Here is an 18,434-nt window from a genome sequence, read left to right on the forward strand (position 1 = left end):
CCCCCCCCCCCCCCCCCCCCCCCCCCCCCCCCCCCCCCCCCCCCCCCCCCCCCCCCCCCCCCCCCCCCCCCTGCTCCCACATTGTTTGGGGTATAGGTTACATACCGAGCCAGTGCGGAAGCGCCAGCGAGATGAACGGCAGGTAGGTCACCATGATCAGGAACACCAGCAAGATCATCAGCCACGGCAGCGCCGCACGGATGGTCTGCCCCAGGCTCAGCCCGGTCACGGCGGATGTCACGAACAGGTTCAACCCCACCGGTGGGTGCACCAGCCCAATCTCCATGTTCACCACCATCACGATGCCCAGGTGAATCGGGTCGATGCCCAGCTTCATGGCAATCGGGAAGAAGATAGGTGCCAGGATCAGCACAATCGCCGAGGGCTCCATGAAGCTGCCCGCCACCAGCAACACGATGTTGACCATGATCAAGAAGCCGATCGGCGTCAGCCCTTCGGAGATCACCCACGCGGTGATTTCCTGGGGTATCTGCTCGGTGGTCAGCACATGGGCGAACAACATGGCGTTGGCGATGATGAACATCAGCATGATCGCCAGGCGCCCGGACTCCAGCAGCACCTTGGGGCAATCACGGAACTTCATGTCCTTGTAGATGAACAAGGCCACGAACGCCGAGTACACCGCTGCCACGGCCGCCGCTTCGGTCGGGGTGAACATGCCGCTGTAGATACCGCCAAGGATGATCACCAACAGCAACAAGCCCCAGAATGCGCGGCGTGCGCAGGTCAGCCACTCGCGCAAGGTCGCCCGTGGCTGGGCCGGCAGTTTCTTGATGCGCGCGACAATGTAGATCGCCACCATCAGCATCAAGCCCAGCAACAGCCCCGGGATGACGCCCGCCATAAACAGCTTGCCCACCGAGGTCTCGGTGGCCGCCGAGTACACCACCATCACGATCGACGGCGGAATCAGGATGCCTAAAGTACCGGCGTTACAGATGATCCCCGCGCCGAACTCCTTCGGGTAACCGGAACGCACCATGCCCGCCACCGCAATCGAGCCCACGGCTGCCACCGTGGCCGGCGATGAACCGGACAGCGCCGCAAACAGCATGCACGCCAGCACCGCCGCAATCGCCAGGCCACCGCGAATGTGCCCGACACAGGCGTTGGCAAAGTCGATCAGCCGCTGCGCCACGCCGCCGGTGGTCATGAACGCACCGGACAGCAGGAAGAACGGAATCGCCAGGAAGGTATAGGCGTCAGAGGTTTCAAACAGCTTGATCGCCAGGGAACTCACCGAGTCCTGGCTGAACATCAGGATCGACACCGCGCCGGACAACCCGAGGGAAATCGCGATCGGCACGCCAAGGAACATGAACACGAACAACAGCAGAAACAGACAGAGCACGGCCATCAGTGACGCTCCTCATGGCTGCCGGCCAACTTGCTGGCCTCACCGGCTTCATCGGCCAGCCCCAACCCGACCTGACGGTGGGTGAAGATGCGGTAGAAAATTTCCAGGTAGCGGATGAACACCATGGCGAAACCGATGGGCACGATCACCACGATGTCGCCGACGTCGACGCCGTACTGGTCGAGGTCTTCGGCACCGATGTGGGCAGTCATCACCGCGCTCACCCATTTGTAGCTGGCGAGCATGAACAGCCCGGCATAGGCCAGGCAGCACAGGCACGCGAGCATGCCGAGGATGCGTTGCACCGGGCGTTTGGTCAGCTTGACCAGGGCGTCCACCCCCAGGTGGCCGGCGGTGCGCACGCCGTAGGAAATGCCGAAGAAGATCAGCCAGCCGAACATGGCCTTGGTCAGCGCTACGCTCCAGGTCATGTCCTGGGCCCAGGTCATGGTGCCGTCGCCCAGGGCGTTGAAGAAGCCGCTGCTCAAGGCCCACTTGTCAGCCAGGGCGAAAAACAGTGTGTAGATGTTGTTGAGCATGACGTAGACGAACGTCACCAGGGTCATGGCGGCCAGCAGGAAGGCGATAAAGCCTTCCTCCAGGTGCTCCCAGACGCGCCTTAGGGTTTGCATGGCAAAACCTCGCAAAAGGACGGGAATTCGGATGGCTTTTGTAGGAGCCGGCTTGCCGGCGATGAGGCCCTTGAGCCTTGCGGCGACCTTGCGGCTGCCATCGCCGGCAAGCCGGCTCCTACAGGGTTATTGGGGCTGGTTGGAGGCGTCCGCCGCCTTGATCAGGTCAGCGCCGATCTCACCCTCGAACTTCTGCCACACCGGGCGCATGGCTTCGCGCCAGAGCTGGCGTTGCTCGGGGGTCAGTTCGATGATTTCGCTGGTCTTGGCGTCGATGATCTTCTGCTTGGCCGACTGGTTCAGCGCTTCGGCCTGTTTGTTCACCTCGACGGTGACCTCGACCATGATCTGCTCCAGGGTGGTGCGGATATCCGGTGGCAGGCCGTTCCAGAACTTGGCGTTGGTGATCACCATGTAGTCGATCAGGCCATGGTTGGATTCGGTGAAGTACTTCTGTACTTCGTTGACCTTCTGGCTTTCATAGTTCGACCAAGTGTTCTCGGTGCCATTCACGGTGCCGGTCTGCAAGCCTTGGTACACCTCGGCAAAGCTCATCTTGCGCGGGTTGGCGCGGATCGCCTTGAACTGTTCTTCGAGCACGCTGGAGGCCTGAACGCGGAACTTCAGGCCACGGGCATCCTTGGGTTCATGCAGGGCCTTGTTCGACGACAGTTGCTTGAGGCCGTTGTGCCAATAGGCCAGGCCGAGGATGTTCTTGTCCTGCATGGAGGTCAGCAGGGCCTTGCCCTGGGCCGCCTGGAAGCGGTCGACCGCCGCCAGGTCGTTGAACAGGAACGGCAAGTCGTAGATCTGCACTTGCTTGGTGTATTGCTCGAACTTGGCCAGGGACGGCGCCAGCATCTGCACATCCCCGAGCAACAGCGCTTCCATTTCCTTGCCATCGCCGAACAACGACGAGTTGGGGTACACCTCGACCTTCACTCGCCCCGGCAGGCGCTCTTCCGCGAGCTTTTTGAACAGCAGCGCACCTTGACCTTTAGGGGTGTTTTCGGCGACCACGTGGGCAAACTTGATGACAATCGGGTCCGCCGCCTGGGCCAGGCCTGCGGCAAACAAGGTGGCGGCGCACAGCAGCGCCCGGGAAAGCTTGAGCATGGGAAATCACCTTCTTATTGTTGTGTTGTAGGGCAAGGTGCCTGATGTGGCGCGTGTAGTGAATTTCGATTTTTTGATACCTGCGTTCGGCCTGGCCGAACGCAGATCCGAGGCGCAACATCAATCCAATGTGGGAGCTGGCTTGCCTGCGATAGCGGCATGTCAGGCAGAGCAGTTTTTGGCTTATACACCGCTATCGCAGGCAAGCCAGCTCCCACAGTTTGATTCGGTGGTGTCAGCTAGGGTTGGGCGGCCAGCAGTCTCTGGGCACGCAGCAACACCGGGGCATCCACCATTTGCCCATCGATCTGGTAGGCGCCTGCCCCGCTGGCACCGCCCTCTACCACGCGCTTGGCCCAGGCCAAATCCTCGGCACTGGGCGCCAGCGCCTCGTGAATCACCGCCACCTGTTTGGGATGAATACACAGCGCCCCGGCAAAGCCCATTTCATAGGCATGCCGGATCGAGCGGCGCAGGCCCTCGGGGTCGTCGATGGCCGGGTGCACACCGTCCAGCGGTGCCACTAACCCGGCAGCGCGGGAATGTACGATCAGCGCCAGGCGCGCCTGGTTCAGGGCGAACTCGGCGGCCGGTGAATGGCTGCTCAGGTTCAGGTCCAGCGCCAGGTCCAGGCCGCCGAACGACAGGCGTTCCACCTGAGGGGCGCGGGCAATCTCGGCCACGGCCAACAGGCCGCGTGCACTTTCGATGATCGGCCATATCACTTTGCCGGTGGCGGCCACCACGGCCACCTGGGCCGCGCTTTCGACCTTCGGCAACAGCACGCCCGCCACATTCGAGTGGGCTTTACAGAACGCCACGTCCTCGAAGTGCTCGGCATGTTCCGGCGCATTGATGCGCACCCAGACCTGGGCCGCCGGGTTGGCGCTGAGGAAGACGCCGAGGTTGTCCCGCGCCTGGCGCTTGAGGGGCTCTTCCACCGCGTCTTCGAAATCCACGATCACCGCATCGGCACCACTGGCCAAGGCTTTGGAAAATCGCTCCGGGCGGCTGCCGGGTACAAACAGCGCAGAGCGCACTAATGGCTTGGGCATCACACAATTTCCTTGTTATCACACACCTTGTAGGAGCCGGCTTGCCGGCGATGAGGCCCTTGAGCCTTGTGGCGACCTTTTGGCCGACATCGCCGGCAAGCCGGCTCCTACAGGGGGTGGCGGGTCAGATGACGCCGCGGGTTTTCAGGGTTTCGATGGCGTCGGCGCTGTAACCGAGCCTGTCGAGGATGGCCTGGCTGTGCTGCCCCAGTGCCGGTACGGCGTCCATGCGCGGGGTAAAAGCCGCGTTGCGGGCTGGTGGCAGTAGCGAAGGCAACGGCCCGGCCGGGCTGTCAACCTCACGCCAGCTGCCGCGGGCCTTGAGCTGCGGGTGCTCCCACACGCCCTGCATGTCGTTGACCCGCGCACTGGCGATCTGCGCATCCTCCAGGCGCTGGATCACCGCCTCGGCATCCAGTTGCGCAAAGCGGTCGACGATGATCTGGCGCAGCACCTCGCGGTTGGCCGAACGCTTGAAATTCGCCGAGAAACGCTCATCCGTCGCCAGCTCCGGCGTGAGCAGCACCTTGTCGCAGAACGCCGCCCACTCGCGTTCATTCTGCAAACCGAGCATCACAGTGCCGCCGTCACCGGTGGGAAACGGCCCATAGGGGTAGATCGTCGAATGCGCAGCGCCCGCACGCGGTGGCTGCGGCGCGCCGTCGAACGCGTAGTACATCGGGTAGCCCATCCACTCCACCAGGCTTTCCAGCATGCTCACGTCAATGCGGCTGCCCTTGCCGGTTTTGCCGCGCAGCAGCAAGGCCGAGAGGATGCCGCTGTAGGCGTACATGCCCGCCGAGATGTCGGCGATGGAGCAGCCGGCCTTGGCCATCTGCTCTTCACCCGGCCCGCCCGTCACCGACAGAAAGCCGCCTTCGCTCTGGATCAGCAGGTCATAGGCCTTCTTCTTTTCATACGGCCCGCCTTCGCCATAACCGGAAATGTCGCAGACAATCAGCCGCGGAAAACGCTCATGCAGCGCCTCGAACGACAGGCCCATGCGTGCCGCCGCGCCGGGCGCCAGGTTCTGCACCAGCACGTCGGCGTCGCCCAGCAGGGTCTCGAGAATAGCGCCCGCCTCGTCCTGCTTGAGGTCCAGGGTCAGGCTTTCCTTGGAGCGGTTGGTCCACACGAAATGCGAGGCCAGGCCGCGCACGCGTTCGTCGTAGCCCCGGGCAAAGTCGCCGGCGCCCGGGCGCTCGACCTTGATCACCCGCGCCCCCAGGTCCGCCAATTGGCGGGTGCAGAACGGCGCGGCAATCGCATGTTCCAGGCTGACGACGGTGATGCCGTCCAGTGGTCGTTGGTTAGTCATGATGATCCCTCAAAGCCAATCGGCCATGGACGCGGCGTTGCGCAAGTCCCAGACCTTCTCGATCAAGGCGCTGGCCTGGGCCGGCGTGCGGGCCGCGCTGAAGTGGATGAGGCGCTGGAACTTGTCCGCCAGCTCGGCACGGCTCAGGGTGTTGCCCGGGTCGCCCTTGGGTTCGTCGATGGCACCACGCAGCGTGCGGCCATCCGTGGTGGTGACCGTGACGCGGCCGAGCCAGCGCTGGGGGTAGGCGCCGTCGACTTCGGGGTCGAGGGACATGCTGACCTTGTCGCGAAAGGTAGCGACAGCCGGGTCGTTCAACGCCCGTTCATGAAACTCGGTGAGGCCCGCCTTGCCATGCACGGCGATCAGGCCAAGCACGGTGCCCATGGAGAACTTGGCCTGATGCACAGAGGCCGGCACCTTCACCCGGCCGAGCACGTCGATGGCGCCTTGGTGCACGTGGGTTTGCACGCGAACAATCTGCTCGGCGTGCAGGCCTTCGCGCTGCATCAGGTCCAGCAAGGCATCGGCGGCCGGATGGGTGTGGCGGCACGAGGCGTGGAACTTGAACGAGGTTTCCAACAGCGCCCAACGGCTGCCGAGGTTGGCGGACAGCTTGGCGGGTTCGGCATCCGTGGACATGCCTGCGGCCAACCCTTGATCACCTTCAAGAATGTTGCGCGCACCGGTCAGCCCGTCGGCCGTCAGGTAAGCGGCCAGCAGACCATCCGCCGCTGCCTTGGCGGTGTGCAGTTGCTTGGAGTCGGCGGCATCACGCAGGAACTCCCACAGCCCAGCCGCCTGGGTGCCGGCGCTGCCGAGCAGGTTGATGAATTGTTCTTCGTTGAAATCCAGCAGCTTGCCCACCGCCACAGCGGCGGCGAGCGTGCCGACAGTGGCCGTGGTGTGGAAGATGCGGTAGTGGGAACGCCCCATGAATTCGCCGATGCGAATACCCGCCTCATAACCGGCCACCGATGCCAGCAGCAGGTCGCGGCCGGATTTGCCGAGGTCTTGTGCTGCGGCCAACGCCGCCGGAAACACCACGGTGGCCGGGTGCAGCACCGAGCTGTTGTGCAGGTCGTCCTGCTCCACCAGGTGGGATGAGGCACCGTTGACCAGCGCAGCAAAATAGGCGCTGCTGCTGCCGCCACTGACAATCACTTGGGCTGGGCCACTGGCAGGGCCCATCTTCTGCGCATAACGTTCGAACAACGGGATCGGGTGCGCACCTTTACTGGCCAGAGCTGAAGCCAGCCAGTCCAGGTAAAGGTCTTCGGTGCGCGCCAGCACGTTTTCAGGCAGTTGCGCGTAATTGAGCTCCGCGAGGAACCGGCACAGCGCTTGGGTATGGCTCATGGTCGGCCCCTCAGAAGCTGCGTGGCAGTTCGAGCAGGTGCTCGGCCACGTAGGACAGGATCAGGTTGGTGGAGATCGGCGCCACCTGGTACAGGCGGGTCTCGCGGAATTTGCGTTCCACGTCGTACTCGCAGGCAAAGCCGAAACCGCCGTGGGTTTGCAGGCAGGCGTTGGCCGCTTCCCAGGACGCCTTGGCCGCCAGGTACTTGGCCATGTTGGCGCTGGCCCCGGCATTACGGCCGCTGTCGTATTCCTCGCAGGCACGCCAGCGCATCAGGTCGGCCGCTTCGATTTCGATATGGGCTTCGGCAATCGGGAACTGCACGCCCTGGTTCTGCCCGATGGGCCGGCCGAACACCACGCGGTCGCGGGCATAGGCGCTGGCTTTTTCGATGAACCAGCGGCCGTCACCGATGCATTCGGCGGCGATCAGCGTGCGCTCGGCGTTGAGGCCGTCGAGGATGTACTTGAAGCCCTTGCCCTCCTCGCCAATCAGGCTGTCGGCGGACAGCTCCAGGTTGTCGAAGAACAGCTCATTGGTTTCGTGGTTGACCATGTTGGCGATGGGCTGCACGGTGAGGCCGTTGCCGATGGCCTCGCGCAGGTCCACGAGGAAGATCGACATGCCTTCGGATTTTTTCTTCACCTCGGCCAACGGCGTGGTGCGCGCCAACAGGATCATCAGGTCGGAATGCTGGATGCGCGAGATCCACACCTTCTGGCCGTTGATCACGTACTTGTCGCCGCGCTTGATCGCGGTGGTCTTGATCTTGGTGGTGTCGGTGCCGGTGGTGGGCTCGGTTACGCCCATCGACTGCAGGCGCAATTCGCCGCTGGCCAGCTTGGGCAGGTAGAAACTTTTTTGTGCTTCGCTGCCATGACGCAGCAGGGTAAACATGTTGTACATCTGGCCGTGCACGGTGCCGGAGTTGCCGCCGCAACGGTTGACTTCTTCAAGGATCACCGAGGCTTCGGCCAGGCCCAGGCCCGAACCGCCATACGCTTCGGGGATCATCGCCGACAGCCAGCCTGCGTCGGTCAGGGCCTTGACGAAGGCTTCCGGGAAGCCTTTTTCTTCATCGATCTTGCGCCAGTAGGCGGCATCGAATTCGGCGCACAAGGCGCGCACGCCTTCGCGGATGGCATTGAGTTCTTCATTGTCATGGGGGTTCATTTACGGCTCTCCGCCTGTTGTTCTCTGATTATTCGAAATGCACGTGTGCGGTCTGCGCCAAGCCATCGCCGTTACCCGCCCACAGCTCGGCAACGCCGTTTTCAGTGAGGCGTCCGCCCACTTCAAAAGCCTGCGGCGCGATCAACGGGCGCACACCGCGATAGGCGAAACGGCGCAGGGTCTTGTCGGGGTGGGCACGGCAGAAGGCGCGCAGGTTCAAGGTGGCGATCAGTGGCCCGTGCACCACCAGCCCGGCGTAGCCTTCGGTGCCGGTGACGTAGGGGTAGTCGTAGTGAATGCGGTGGCCGTTGAAGGTCACGGCGCTGTAGCGAAACAGCAAGGTAGGGGTGGGTTCGACGCCTTCGCGCCATTCGCCCGCCGCCAGGGCCTCACCATTGCCTTGTTTGGGTGGCGTGGGCTCGCGGTAGACGATGTCCTGTTCTTCGCGGATGGCCAGGCGGCCTTGCTGGGAGTAGTCGTGGCGCACGGTGACGAACAACAGCGAACCGCTGCGACCGGTTTTTTCTTCGACCTGGGTGATGGTGGATACGCGGGTGGCTGCCTCACCGGCACGCAGGGGGTGCAGGAATTCGAGGCGCCCACCGGCCCACATGCGGTTGCGATTGTCGGCCGGCGGCAGGAAGCCGCCTCGGGCCGGATGGCCGTCGCTGCCCAGCGCCGCTTCTGGCACCGGGTCCTGGAAAAAACACCACTGCCACAGCGGGGGCACGGGCGCGCCGTCTTCAGGCACGCGTTCACCGAACGTGGCGGCAATGCGTTTGAGCAGGTTATGGCTCAAATGGTCGTGGGCGGTTTCGCTTCGGCCGATCCAGTCTGTGACGCTCATCGGGTGCAGATCCTCTGGCAGTGGGTGTCTGCCCCGGATCATGCAAGCGCGTGCCCGTTCTGAGAATTTGCATTTCAATAAAGCAGCGTTCGGTTATGCTGAACGCCACCTACCCTGTAGGAGCCGGGGTGGGGGGGGGGGGGGGGGGGGGGGGGGGACGGAACCACCAGGAAGGAAGTGTCAGGGTGGCCGCAATCGCCGGCAAGCCGGCTCCTACAGTTCTGGAATGCCTGGGAGTTTTGCATGCACTTCGATCTTGCCGACCTGCGCCTGTTTATTCATATCGCCGAATCCCCCAGCCTCACCCAGGGCGCCAAGCGGGCGTTCCTCTCACCAGCCGCCGCGAGTGCGCGGATCAAGGCGCTGGAAGGCCAGTTGGACACGCGCCTGCTCTACCGTGACAGCCGGGGCGTGGAAATCACCCCGGCCGGCGAGCGGCTGCTGCACCATGCGCGGTTGATCATGCGCCAGGTGGATTACCTCAAAAGCGAGTTCACCCAATACGGCGTGGATTCGGCCGGGCACATCCGCATCTTCGCCAACACCACGGCCGTCACCGAGTTCCTGCCGGAAGTGCTGGCGGGTTTCCTGTCCAAGCGCCCCGGGGTGACGGTGGACCTGCAGGAGCGCCTGTCCCGCGATATCGTGCGCGGCGTGCTGGACGGTACCAGCGACATGGGCATCATCGCCGGGCCCGTGGAAGCAGCGGGTTTGCAGGTGCTGCATTTCAGCACCGACGAACTGGTGCTGATGGTACCCGTGGACCACCCCTTGGCCGGCCACGCCAAGGTCACCCTGGAACAGACCCTCGCCTTCCAGCACATCGGCCTGCACGAAGGCAGCACGCTGCTGAGCTTTTTGCGCGAACACGTGGAGCGCATCGGCAAGCATTTGTCGCTGCGTATCCAGGTCTCGAGTTTCGAGGCGATCTGCCGGATGGTCGAGGCGGGCGTGGGGATCGGGATTATTCCGGAGTCCGCTGCCGTGCGGCACAGCCGGACCATGCAACTGGTCGCGGTCAAGCTGGACGAGCCCTGGGCGATTCGCGAGCGCAGCATCCTGGTGCGCGAGCTGGAAGCCTTGCCGGGGACGATCCGCGCACTGATCGCCACCTTGATGCCCGAGAGCGCCTAAGCTCAACAGTCACCTTGCCAAAGGAGACAACCATGCATTTAGAAGGATCCTGCCATTGCGGCGCCGTGACGTTCAGCCTAACGAGTGATCACCCCTACCCTTACCAGCGTTGCTACTGCTCGATCTGTCGCAAGACCGGCGGCGGTGGCGGCTACGCGATCAACTTGGGCGGCGACGCTTCAAGCCTGAAAGTACGCGGGCGCAAATACATTTCGATCTACCACGCCAGGCTCAAGCCGGACGGCGCCAGCCGCGCCCATGCGAGCACGGCCGTACGACACTTCTGCTCGCAGTGCGCCAGCGCCTTGTGGGTGTTCAGCCCCGAGTGGCCGGAGCTGATCCACCCGTTTGCCTCGGCCATCGACACGCCGTTGCCGGTGCCGCCGGAGCACACGCACCTGATGCTGGGCTCCAAGGCACCCTGGGTTGAAGTGAGCGTGCGCAAGGGCGACCTGCAGTTCGACGAATACCCCGAAGAGTCCATCGCCCAATGGCATGAGCGATTGGGACTGGCCCGTTAACAGTCTTTGACAGTTTCCCGACAAAGCTCTCAAAGATTGTGGGCAAGCGCGGCCCTAGCATTCGAGCATCCAAACCACCATCCGGGTGCTCTTCATGTTTCGCACATTGCGCGGTATTCCACTGCTGGGTTGCCTGCTGGGCAGTATCGGTTGCCACGGGCAACCGCCTGCCCCGCCGCCGATTCCCAAGGGTGACTACGGCGCGATCATTCGCTACCTGCAGGCGCGCATTCCCCGGGACATGGCCCGGGAGAATGTGCCCGGGCTGTCCATTGCCCTGGTCAATGGCCAGGAACTGATCTGGGCCCGAGGGTTTGGGCTGGCCGACAAAGCCCAAGGCGTGCCGGTCACGCCCAATACGGCGTTTCGCGCCGGGGGTATTTCCAAGCTGCTGACCGCCACGGCGGCCCTGCAACTGGTGGAGCAGCAACGCCTGGCGCTGGATGCGCCGATCCAGCAGACCCTGCGCGAGTTCTATGTGCGTTCGCGCTTTCACACCGATCAGGCCGCCGCTGACCGCGATATCACCCTGCGCCGTTTGCTCAGCCACCAATCCGGCTTGCCCAGCGAACACCTGCGCGACCTGCGCAGCAGCTTTGCCATGGGGCAGATGCCGGCACGCGTGTCGGGCGTGTGGCTGAGCAGCCCGCCCGGCTCTCAGGTGGCCTATTCCAACCTAGGTTACTCGCTGGTCGGCGCCGCCATAGAGCGCAGCAGCGGCAAAAGCTTTGAAACCCAGTTGCAAAACAGTCTGCTCAAGCCGCTGGAGATGAAGCAGTCGAGCTTTGTCGGCACCCGCGCCGAACTCGGCTACCGCGCCCTGGGTTACGAGGATGGCGTCGCGAGTACCGACGCCCAGGTGCGCGACCTCGCTGCGGGCGGTCTGTGGACCAGTCCCAAAGACCTCGCGCATTACGTGCAGATGTTGTTCGCCCAAGGCGTCTACAAAGGCAGCCCGGTGTTGAGCCGTGCTTCGATCGACGACATGTTCACCCAGCAAAACACCGGCAACGCCCTGGACTTCGATTGTCAGGTAGGGCTGGCCTGGTTCCTTGCGCCCTGTGGCGACGAGCCGATTGGCCCAGGCGTGCGCACCTATCAGCACAGCGGTGGTGGCGATGATTTTGCCGCGCAACTGACCCTGCTGCCCGACCAGCAACTGGCCGTGATCATCATGGCCAACGACAGCAACGCCGAGGACATGGTGGTGTCGTTGTCCACTGACACCCTGCGCATGATGCTGCAGGCACAAACCGGCGACCCGGTATGCGCCGACGACTGCCAGGCGCCCACCCACGGCCTCAAGCTGCGCCATGTGCCGGCGGCCGTCGACCGCAAGCGCCTGGCCGGTTTTTACGCGACGGCGTGGGGCGTGTTCCGGATCAAGGATGAACCTGATCGGTTGACCGGTGAGTTGGCCGGGTTTGATTTCGAATTGCTGCGTGACGATCACGGCTGGCTGCGGGCGCAGAAGAAAATCCTCGGTTTCTGGCTAAAAGACCTCGGCGAACTGGGCCGCGTGCAGCTGGACGTGGTGACGGTACAGGGCCGCCAGATGCTCACCGCCCGCAGCCACGGCCAGCGCATTGCGATTGGCGAACGCATCGACCCGCCGCCCCTGCCCCTGGCCTGGGCCGACACCATCGGCACCTATCAAGTGCTCAATACCCATGAACCCGACGCGCCCTTGAGCGGGATCAGCGTGCGCCTGGAAGAAGGTTTCCTGGTGATTCGCGGCCAACTGCATGACGAGCCACTGACCGACTACATCCTGCTCCCCGTCGACAACGCTCACGCAGTACTGGCCGGCAACGGCTATGGCCTGGGCGACACCGTGAGCCGTCAGGTCAACGGTTTGAGCGCTTCGGGCTACTCCTTCAAACGCACGCATTCCCCCAACAACTCTCTGATTTTCTAATACGGAAGACCACCCTGATGCGCTCAAGAAACCTTTGCCTGTCGCTGACCTCGCTGTGCCTGCTCGCGGGGGCCAATACGGCATTTGCCGACGACTGGGAATACAGCCTCAAGGCTGGCGTGGCCAATGCGCCGCGCTACAGCGGCAGCGACGAACGCATGACCGCGCCGCTGCTGGGCGGCAAAGTCGTCAGCCCCTGGGGCATCTTCCTCGACACCGATAAGGGCCTGGGCTGGGGTTATGAAGGTAATGCCTTGAGCTTCAGCGCCTATGTCGGCGCCAGCGGCTCGCGCAAGGATAAAAATGACAGCCTGCACGCAGGCTCCAAGCGCCTCAAAGGCATGGGCGAGATCAAGTCACGCCCGCAGTTGGGTGTGAGCGCCAGCTACAACCTGGGCGGCGTGATCGTGGGGGCGACGCTGGAACATGCGCTCAAGGAAAACGATCGCAAGGACACCGGCAAGGCCTATACCCACCTGGAGTTGAGCCTGGGTACCAACCTGTATGAAGGCCGCTATGGTTCAGTCGATGCCGGCCTGAGCAGCCACTTCGGCGACCGCGAGTACTTGCAGACCTGGTACGGCGTGACCACCGGCCAGGCGGCGCAAAGCCGCTTCAAGGAATACAAGGCTGGCGCGGGCAACATCAGCAATGGTATGAACCTGACCTGGAGCGTGCCGATCAGCGAACACACCCAGTTCTCGACCTTGCTGGACGTGCAGTACCTGGCAGATGAAGCGGGCAAGAGCCCGATTGTGGAGCGACGGTTGCAGACGTCGGTGATGGGAATGGTCGAGTACACCTTCTGACCTGACAGCTGTGAGCTGGCTTGCCGGCGATGGCGGTGTATCAGTGACGAATGATGCTGTCTGAACCACCGCTATCGCAGGCAAGCCAGCTCCCACATTTGATCGCAGCCGCTTCCGAGCCCCCACCTTTCCCTGTAGGAGCCGGCTTGCCGGCGATGGCGGGGCATCAGTGACGAATGAGCTGGCTGAACCGGCGTTATCGCCGGCAAGCCGGCTCCTACAAGGGGGTGGCGTTCACGAGGTCGAGGTTATTCGGCGTACGCCCAGGTCATGCGGAACGATGCCCCGCCCCATTCCGAATCCAGCACTTCCACCTGCCCGCCGTGCCACTGGCTGACGCGCTGCACCAGCGCCAGGCCCAGGCCGAAGCCGCCGGTGCGCCGGTCGCGGCTGGCGTCCAGGCGCATGAAGGGTTCGAAAATCTTGGCCCGGCCGTCCAGCGGTACGCCCGGGCCATCGTCGTTGACCCGCACTTCGTAGCCGCTGCCGAACTTGATCAGCGACACCTCCACGCGTCGCTCGGCATAGCGGATGGCATTGCGCAGCAGGTTGATCACCGCACGCGCCATGAAGCGCGGTTCGATCTGGATGAAATCCACCTCGCAGGTGCGCAACGACAACTGCACACCGGCCGCCTCGGCCTCCAGCGCCACGCTGCCGATCACGCTGTCGAGCCAACTGTGGGCCTCGATGCTTTCCCGGGTGACCTGGGTGGCACCGCGCTCCAGACTGGCGTAGGTCAGCAGTTCCGAGACCATTTCCTCCAGCTCGCCGAGGTCGGCATACATGTCGGAAATCAGCTCGCGGCTCTGGCGCGGATCAGCCTGTTGCTTGAGTTGGTCCAGCTCGAACGACAACCGCGCAATCGGTGTACGCAGCTCGTGGGAGACCGCATTGGTCAGTTCGCGCTGGTTGGCGATCAGGCTTTCGATACGCTCGGCCATCTGGTTGAAGTGCCCGGCCAATTCGCGCACGGTGGAGCGGCGCGGCAGCAGGATGCGTGAACCCAGGTCGTTGTCGCCGAACCGTTGTGCGGCCAGGCGGATATGCTCCAGGTCGCGCCAATGGGGGCGTACCCAGAAATACAACACGATCGCCAGGCTCACGCCGAGGAAACCGTAGGCCCACAGGTACAGCCACTTGGGCTCTTCCGGCAGTTTGATGTCCAGCAGTTGCGGGCCACCGTCGATATTCGTGATGAACTCCATGAAGTCCCCGCGCACCACCAACTGGCCGTCGGCGAGCAGCTTTTGCTCGCGCTCGTTGAGGGCCATGGCATCGCGTTCCACCAGTTTGAGGTGCAAGCCGTAATGGGGTTGCAACTCGGCCAGGCGCGCCTCACGGGCCGCGCCCTGCAACGGGCGCAGTTGCTCCACCACGCCATAGGCCGGGCCGCGCAGCGCTTCGCGGTTATAGACTTCGTTGGCTTCGGGCAGCAGTTCGTCGAAGGTGTAGTTGACCAGCCAGATCGCCCCGGCCAACCCCAGCGCCAGGATCACATACAGGCGCAAAAACAGCCGTAGCATCTAGACCTCCCACGCAAAGGGATTGAACAGGTAGCCCTTGCCCCAGATGGTCTTGATGCACACCGGTTCCCGGGGGTTGTCGTTGAGCTTGCCGCGCAGCTTGCTGATGTACACGTCAACGCTGCGGTTAAGGCCGTCGAAGGCGATGCCACGCATGCGGTTGAGGATGTCATCGCGCGAGAGGATGGTGCCGGAGTGGCTGGCCAGCAACCACAGCAGTTCGAATTCCATAGTGGTGAGGTCGACCTTCTCGTCGCCCAGGCTGACCACCCGGCAGCTGCGGTCGATCGACAACCGGCCGAACTCCAACGAGCCGCGTACCGTGGGTTCGGGCACTTGGCGACGTTGCAAGGCACGCAAACGGGCGAGCAGCACGGGCGGCTTGATGGGTTTGATCACGTAGTCGTCGGCACCAGACTCCAGGCCCAGGATATGGTCCAGGTCATCTTCCTTGGCGGTGAGGATCACGATGGGCGTGTCGGACACGTTGCGGATTTCGCGGCACACGTGCAGGCCGCTCTGGCCCGGCAACATCAAGTCGAGCACGACGATTTTTGGCTTGAAATCGAGAAACGCCGCCAAGGCTTCATCACCCCGGTGCACCACCCGCACCTCAAAACCGTGTTGCGACAGAAAGTGCGCGATCAGCCCCGCCAGCTTTTCATCGTCCTCGACGAGCAGGACCTTGCCCAGACCCAGGTTTTCCATAAATTCTCAGTGTGGATGCGCGAATTGAAGTGTGCGCATTATAGGTGGCAAGCCGATACACAGAAGCGGTTGGCCATTACGCGCCGACGAAGCTTCATGCTTTTAAGAGTTTTTAACAAATACCCCGCACTCTTTAACGCCATTCACAGGGAGTTGTATGCGCAAGGATTACCTGGCGTTCTTCGTTTCGCTGTTTTTGTCGCGGCTGGCAGACCAGATCCTGCTGTTTATCGTGCCGTTGATCGTGTTCCAGAGCACCGGCAGCGTTTCCTGGGCCGGCCTTGCGTTTTTTGTCGAGTCGCTGCCGCGCTACCTGGCTTTTCCGGTGTGCGGGGCATTGTGCGACAAGTACCCGCCTGCGCGCATCCTGCATATCAGCCAGGTATATCGGGCACTGGCCTGTGTGGCGGCGGTGGCGCTGTACGGGGTATTCGACGGTATCTACTGGATCGTACTGCTCTCGGCGTTGTGCGGGGTATTGACCACCCAGGGCATCATGGCCCGCGAAGTGCTCATGCCCCACGTCTTCGCGCAGTACAGCTATGCCAAGACCCTGTCCTATTCACAAATCGCCGACCAGAGCGGGCTGGTGCTGGGCCCGCTGGTGGCGGCGCTGATGCTGGAGGTGTGGGCGTGGCACCTGGTGGTGCTGGGGGTGGCCGGGCTGTTTGTGATGGCCGATGTGGCGATGCGCGTGTGGCAACGCCACAGCACGGTGAACCTGCAAGTCTTTGCCCAGCATCGGGATATCTGGCTGCAACCGTTGCGCACGGCGCTGGGGCATATCCGCAACCTGGCGGAGTTGAAGCGCGTAATCACCCTGGCCGTGGGCGTGAACCTGATCATCGGCGTGACCCTGGCCACTTCGGCGGCGATGGTCACCGGCCAGTTTGGTGCGGGCAAGGACGGCTATGCCGTGCTGCAGGCGGCCGGCGCCGGGGTGACCATCGTCATCCTGTTTTACCTGGCGCGCGCGACATTGCCCCTGAAGGTGCTGGGCGGCCTGTCGTATTCGATGATTGCCGTGGGTGCACTGATCATGGCGATCAGCCCCAACCTGTGGGCCTACGCCCTGGGGTTCCTGCTGGTGACCGGCTTCGACAAGATGTTCAACGTGTACATGCGCAGCACGCGGCAACGGGTGATCCCGGTGCAGGACTTCGGCAAGACGGTGGGCGTGATCACCCTGTTCAACAACTTGGCCCAACCACTGGCCGGTTTGCTGATTGCCGTGTTGGCGGCGCCCCTGGGCACGCAGACGGTGATCCTGCTGCTGACCGGGATCACCGCGCTGATCGGTGTGGCCGTGGCGTCAGGCTGGCACGCCACTGTGAAAGCGGAACTCGACGTCGGGTGACTCGATCAGCTCCTGCTCGGCCGCCCTCACCCGCTCGATCACTTGGGCGACATCCTTGGCGTCACCGTACTGGTAGGCCAGTTTCAGGTACCCCTGGAAGTGCCGGGCTTCGCTTTTCAGCAAACCGAAGTAGAACTTGCCGAGTTCTTCGTCCAAATGCGGCACCAGTGCTTCGAAACGCTCGCAACTGCGCGCTTCGATAAACGCGCCGACCACCAGCGTGTCCACCAACTTGACCGGCTCGTGGGTGCGCACCACTTTGCGCAATCCCGAGGCATAACGCCCGGCATTCAGTTGGCGCAGCTCTATTTTGCGCTTTTTCATCAGGCGCATGACTTGTTCGTGGTGCACCAGTTCTTCCCGGGCCAGGCGCGACATCATGTTGATCAGGTCGACATGGCTGTAGTACTTGGCGATCAGGCTCAGGGCGGTGCTGGCGGCTTTGAATTCGCAGTTCTTGTGGTCGATCAGCAGGGTTTCCTGATCGGCCAGTGCGGCCTGGACCCAGGCGTCGGGGGTGCGGCAGCCGAGGAATTCGTGGATTTCGGGCAGGTTCATCGGGCTCACGGGCAAAAGGATCACAAAAGGCCGGCGATTATACCGACCACGCCGCAGACCACCAGCCACCGCCCTTGATGTGCATCAACATGACGGCGGCGTGGCAGCAACTATAGTTGTTGCACGCCCGCCCTCTTCCTGGAGTCCCCGATCATGCAAGCCATCCGCAGCATCCTGGTGGTCATCGAGCCCGAGCATTCGGAAAGCCTGGCCCTCAAGCGTGCCAAGCTGATCGCCGGGGTGACCGGCGCGCACCTGCATTTGCTGGTGTGCGACAAGAAACACGAGCACTCGGCGCTGCTGAGCCTGCTCAAGGCCGGCTTGCTGGAAGACGGCTACAGCGTGACCACCGAACAGGCGTGGAATACCAGCGTGCATGAAACCATTGTCGATGTGCAGCAGGCCGAAGGCTGCGGGCTGGTGATCAAGCAGCACTTTGCCGACAGCCCGCTGAAAAAGGCCCTGCTGACCCCGGCCGACTGGAAACTGCTGCGCTACTGCCCGACACCGGTGCTGCTGGTCAAGACTGCCACGCCGTGGGCGGGCCGGGTGATCCTGGCGGCGATCGACGTGGGCAACAACGACGGTGAGCACCGTTCGCTGCACAATTCGATCATTGACCATGGCTTTGATATCGCCCACCTGGCCAAGGCGCAACTGCATGTGATCAGTGCCCACCCGTCGCCCATGCTGTCGGCGGCCGACCCTACCTTCCAACTCAAGGAAACCATCGAGGCGCGCTATCGCGAGCAATGCAGGGCGTTTCAAGCGGAGTTCGATGTGGATGACAAACACCTGCACATCATGGAAGGACCTGCGGATGTGCTGATTCCGCATACCGTGCACCAATTGCAGGCGGCAGTGACGATTATCGGCACGGTGGCGCGTACGGGTATTTCGGGGGCGTTGATCGGCAATACGGCCGAGGTGGTGCTGGATGCGGTGGAGAGCGATGTGCTTGTGCTCAAGCCGCAGGCGTTGATGGATCATCTGGAAGAACTGGCGTCTCAGCAATAACGCGTCC

Annotated in this window: 17 protein-coding genes; 6 read left to right on the forward strand and 11 right to left on the reverse strand. The window is 63.0% G+C overall.

The window, feature by feature from the left end; translation table 11 throughout:
• Positions 1–97: 97 nt before the first annotated feature.
• The 8 genes from dctM to AC07OV_RS18100 form a co-directional block, all read right to left on the reverse strand.
• Entirely contained in the window at positions 98–1,378 is a 1,281-nt protein-coding gene (gene dctM / locus AC07OV_RS18065) for a C4-dicarboxylate TRAP transporter large permease protein DctM (RefSeq protein ID WP_495092701.1), read from the reverse strand.
• Positions 1,378–2,010, reverse strand: a complete 633-nt coding sequence (locus AC07OV_RS18070; protein WP_495092702.1) for a TRAP transporter small permease — start codon at positions 2,008–2,010, stop codon at positions 1,378–1,380. The genes dctM and AC07OV_RS18070 overlap by 1 nt, the downstream gene beginning before the upstream one ends.
• A gap of 126 nt (positions 2,011–2,136) precedes the next feature.
• On the reverse strand, positions 2,137–3,126 hold the full coding sequence (locus AC07OV_RS18075) for a TRAP transporter substrate-binding protein (protein ID WP_176995822.1): 990 nt from the start codon (positions 3,124–3,126) through the stop codon (positions 2,137–2,139).
• Positions 3,127–3,365: 239 nt separating this feature from the next.
• Positions 3,366–4,181 (reverse strand): HpcH/HpaI aldolase/citrate lyase family protein, encoded by an 816-nt coding sequence (locus AC07OV_RS18080; protein ID WP_495092703.1) that lies wholly within the window; start codon positions 4,179–4,181, stop codon positions 3,366–3,368.
• A 124-nt stretch (positions 4,182–4,305) separates the two neighbouring features.
• Positions 4,306–5,499, reverse strand: a complete 1,194-nt coding sequence (locus tag AC07OV_RS18085) for a CaiB/BaiF CoA transferase family protein (RefSeq protein ID WP_495092704.1) — start codon at positions 5,497–5,499, stop codon at positions 4,306–4,308.
• Positions 5,500–5,508: 9 nt separating this feature from the next.
• Positions 5,509–6,858: an MmgE/PrpD family protein gene (locus AC07OV_RS18090; protein ID WP_495092705.1), complete on the reverse strand. Its 1,350-nt coding sequence runs from the start codon at positions 6,856–6,858 to the stop codon at positions 5,509–5,511.
• A gap of 10 nt (positions 6,859–6,868) precedes the next feature.
• The gene (locus tag AC07OV_RS18095) at positions 6,869–8,032 is read right to left on the reverse strand and encodes an acyl-CoA dehydrogenase family protein (protein WP_495092706.1); all 1,164 of its coding nucleotides are present in this window, start codon (positions 8,030–8,032) and stop codon (positions 6,869–6,871) included.
• A 28-nt stretch (positions 8,033–8,060) separates the two neighbouring features.
• Positions 8,061–8,879, reverse strand: a complete 819-nt coding sequence (locus tag AC07OV_RS18100; protein WP_495092707.1) for an HTD2 family dehydratase — start codon at positions 8,877–8,879, stop codon at positions 8,061–8,063.
• A gap of 243 nt (positions 8,880–9,122) precedes the next feature.
• On the opposite strand from AC07OV_RS18100, the gene AC07OV_RS18105 reads away from it, so the two are divergent.
• The 4 genes from AC07OV_RS18105 (at position 9,123) to AC07OV_RS18120 (ending at position 13,261) form a co-directional block, all read left to right on the forward strand.
• On the forward strand, positions 9,123–10,013 hold the full coding sequence (locus AC07OV_RS18105; protein WP_494998028.1) for a LysR family transcriptional regulator: 891 nt from the start codon (positions 9,123–9,125) through the stop codon (positions 10,011–10,013).
• Positions 10,014–10,045: 32 nt separating this feature from the next.
• Positions 10,046–10,534, forward strand: coding sequence for a GFA family protein (locus AC07OV_RS18110; protein WP_495092708.1), 489 nt, complete (start codon positions 10,046–10,048; stop codon positions 10,532–10,534).
• Positions 10,535–10,628: 94 nt separating this feature from the next.
• Complete coding sequence (locus AC07OV_RS18115) at positions 10,629–12,452, forward strand: serine hydrolase domain-containing protein (RefSeq protein WP_495092709.1); 1,824 nt, start codon at positions 10,629–10,631, stop codon at positions 12,450–12,452.
• A gap of 17 nt (positions 12,453–12,469) precedes the next feature.
• Complete coding sequence (locus tag AC07OV_RS18120) at positions 12,470–13,261, forward strand: MipA/OmpV family protein (RefSeq protein ID WP_176995813.1); 792 nt, start codon at positions 12,470–12,472, stop codon at positions 13,259–13,261.
• A 248-nt stretch (positions 13,262–13,509) separates the two neighbouring features.
• On the opposite strand, the gene AC07OV_RS18125 is transcribed toward AC07OV_RS18120, so the two are convergent.
• Positions 13,510–14,787: an ATP-binding protein gene (locus AC07OV_RS18125; RefSeq protein ID WP_495092710.1), complete on the reverse strand. Its 1,278-nt coding sequence runs from the start codon at positions 14,785–14,787 to the stop codon at positions 13,510–13,512.
• Positions 14,788–15,495, reverse strand: coding sequence for a response regulator (locus AC07OV_RS18130; protein WP_176995811.1), 708 nt, complete (start codon positions 15,493–15,495; stop codon positions 14,788–14,790).
• Between the two features lie 157 nt (positions 15,496–15,652).
• Between AC07OV_RS18130 and AC07OV_RS18135 the strand changes: the two genes are divergently transcribed.
• Positions 15,653–16,852 carry an MFS transporter gene (locus tag AC07OV_RS18135; RefSeq protein WP_495092711.1) on the forward strand — a complete coding sequence of 400 codons (1,200 nt, stop codon included), beginning with the start codon at positions 15,653–15,655 and terminating at the stop codon, positions 16,850–16,852.
• Here the strand turns inward: AC07OV_RS18135 and AC07OV_RS18140 are convergent.
• Positions 16,808–17,410 (reverse strand): MiaE family protein, encoded by a 603-nt coding sequence (locus AC07OV_RS18140; protein ID WP_105697059.1) that lies wholly within the window; start codon positions 17,408–17,410, stop codon positions 16,808–16,810. The two genes, AC07OV_RS18135 and AC07OV_RS18140, sit on opposite strands and share 45 nt — an antisense overlap.
• Positions 17,411–17,563: 153 nt before the next feature.
• On the opposite strand from AC07OV_RS18140, the gene AC07OV_RS18145 reads away from it, so the two are divergent.
• Positions 17,564–18,427, forward strand: coding sequence for a universal stress protein (locus AC07OV_RS18145; RefSeq protein WP_495092712.1), 864 nt, complete (start codon positions 17,564–17,566; stop codon positions 18,425–18,427).
• Positions 18,428–18,434 lie beyond the last annotated feature (7 nt).

This window comes from Pseudomonas sp. GW821-FHT09A09 (assembly GCF_059418405.1).

Bases quoted from the DNA above. Each gene is read 5' to 3' on its own strand.
- AC07OV_RS18105 (WP_494998028.1), top strand. From the start codon at position 9,123: ATGCACTTCGATCTTGCCGACCTGCGCCTGTTTATTCATATCGCCGAA.
- AC07OV_RS18140 (WP_105697059.1), bottom strand. From the start codon at position 17,410: ATGAACCTGCCCGAAATCCACGAATTCCTCGGCTGCCGCACCCCCGAC.
- AC07OV_RS18070 (WP_495092702.1), bottom strand. From the start codon at position 2,010: ATGCAAACCCTAAGGCGCGTCTGGGAGCACCTGGAGGAAGGCTTTATC.
- AC07OV_RS18075 (WP_176995822.1), bottom strand. From the start codon at position 3,126: ATGCTCAAGCTTTCCCGGGCGCTGCTGTGCGCCGCCACCTTGTTTGCC.
- AC07OV_RS18125 (WP_495092710.1), bottom strand. From the start codon at position 14,787: ATGCTACGGCTGTTTTTGCGCCTGTATGTGATCCTGGCGCTGGGGTTG.
- AC07OV_RS18115 (WP_495092709.1), top strand. From the start codon at position 10,629: ATGTTTCGCACATTGCGCGGTATTCCACTGCTGGGTTGCCTGCTGGGC.
- dctM (WP_495092701.1), bottom strand. From the start codon at position 1,378: ATGGCCGTGCTCTGTCTGTTTCTGCTGTTGTTCGTGTTCATGTTCCTT.
- AC07OV_RS18110 (WP_495092708.1), top strand. From the start codon at position 10,046: ATGCATTTAGAAGGATCCTGCCATTGCGGCGCCGTGACGTTCAGCCTA.
- AC07OV_RS18085 (WP_495092704.1), bottom strand. From the start codon at position 5,499: ATGACTAACCAACGACCACTGGACGGCATCACCGTCGTCAGCCTGGAA.
- AC07OV_RS18100 (WP_495092707.1), bottom strand. From the start codon at position 8,879: ATGAGCGTCACAGACTGGATCGGCCGAAGCGAAACCGCCCACGACCAT.
- AC07OV_RS18080 (WP_495092703.1), bottom strand. From the start codon at position 4,181: ATGCCCAAGCCATTAGTGCGCTCTGCGCTGTTTGTACCCGGCAGCCGC.
- AC07OV_RS18135 (WP_495092711.1), top strand. From the start codon at position 15,653: ATGCGCAAGGATTACCTGGCGTTCTTCGTTTCGCTGTTTTTGTCGCGG.
- AC07OV_RS18090 (WP_495092705.1), bottom strand. From the start codon at position 6,858: ATGAGCCATACCCAAGCGCTGTGCCGGTTCCTCGCGGAGCTCAATTAC.
- AC07OV_RS18120 (WP_176995813.1), top strand. From the start codon at position 12,470: ATGCGCTCAAGAAACCTTTGCCTGTCGCTGACCTCGCTGTGCCTGCTC.
- AC07OV_RS18130 (WP_176995811.1), bottom strand. From the start codon at position 15,495: ATGGAAAACCTGGGTCTGGGCAAGGTCCTGCTCGTCGAGGACGATGAA.
- AC07OV_RS18095 (WP_495092706.1), bottom strand. From the start codon at position 8,032: ATGAACCCCCATGACAATGAAGAACTCAATGCCATCCGCGAAGGCGTG.
- AC07OV_RS18145 (WP_495092712.1), top strand. From the start codon at position 17,564: ATGCAAGCCATCCGCAGCATCCTGGTGGTCATCGAGCCCGAGCATTCG.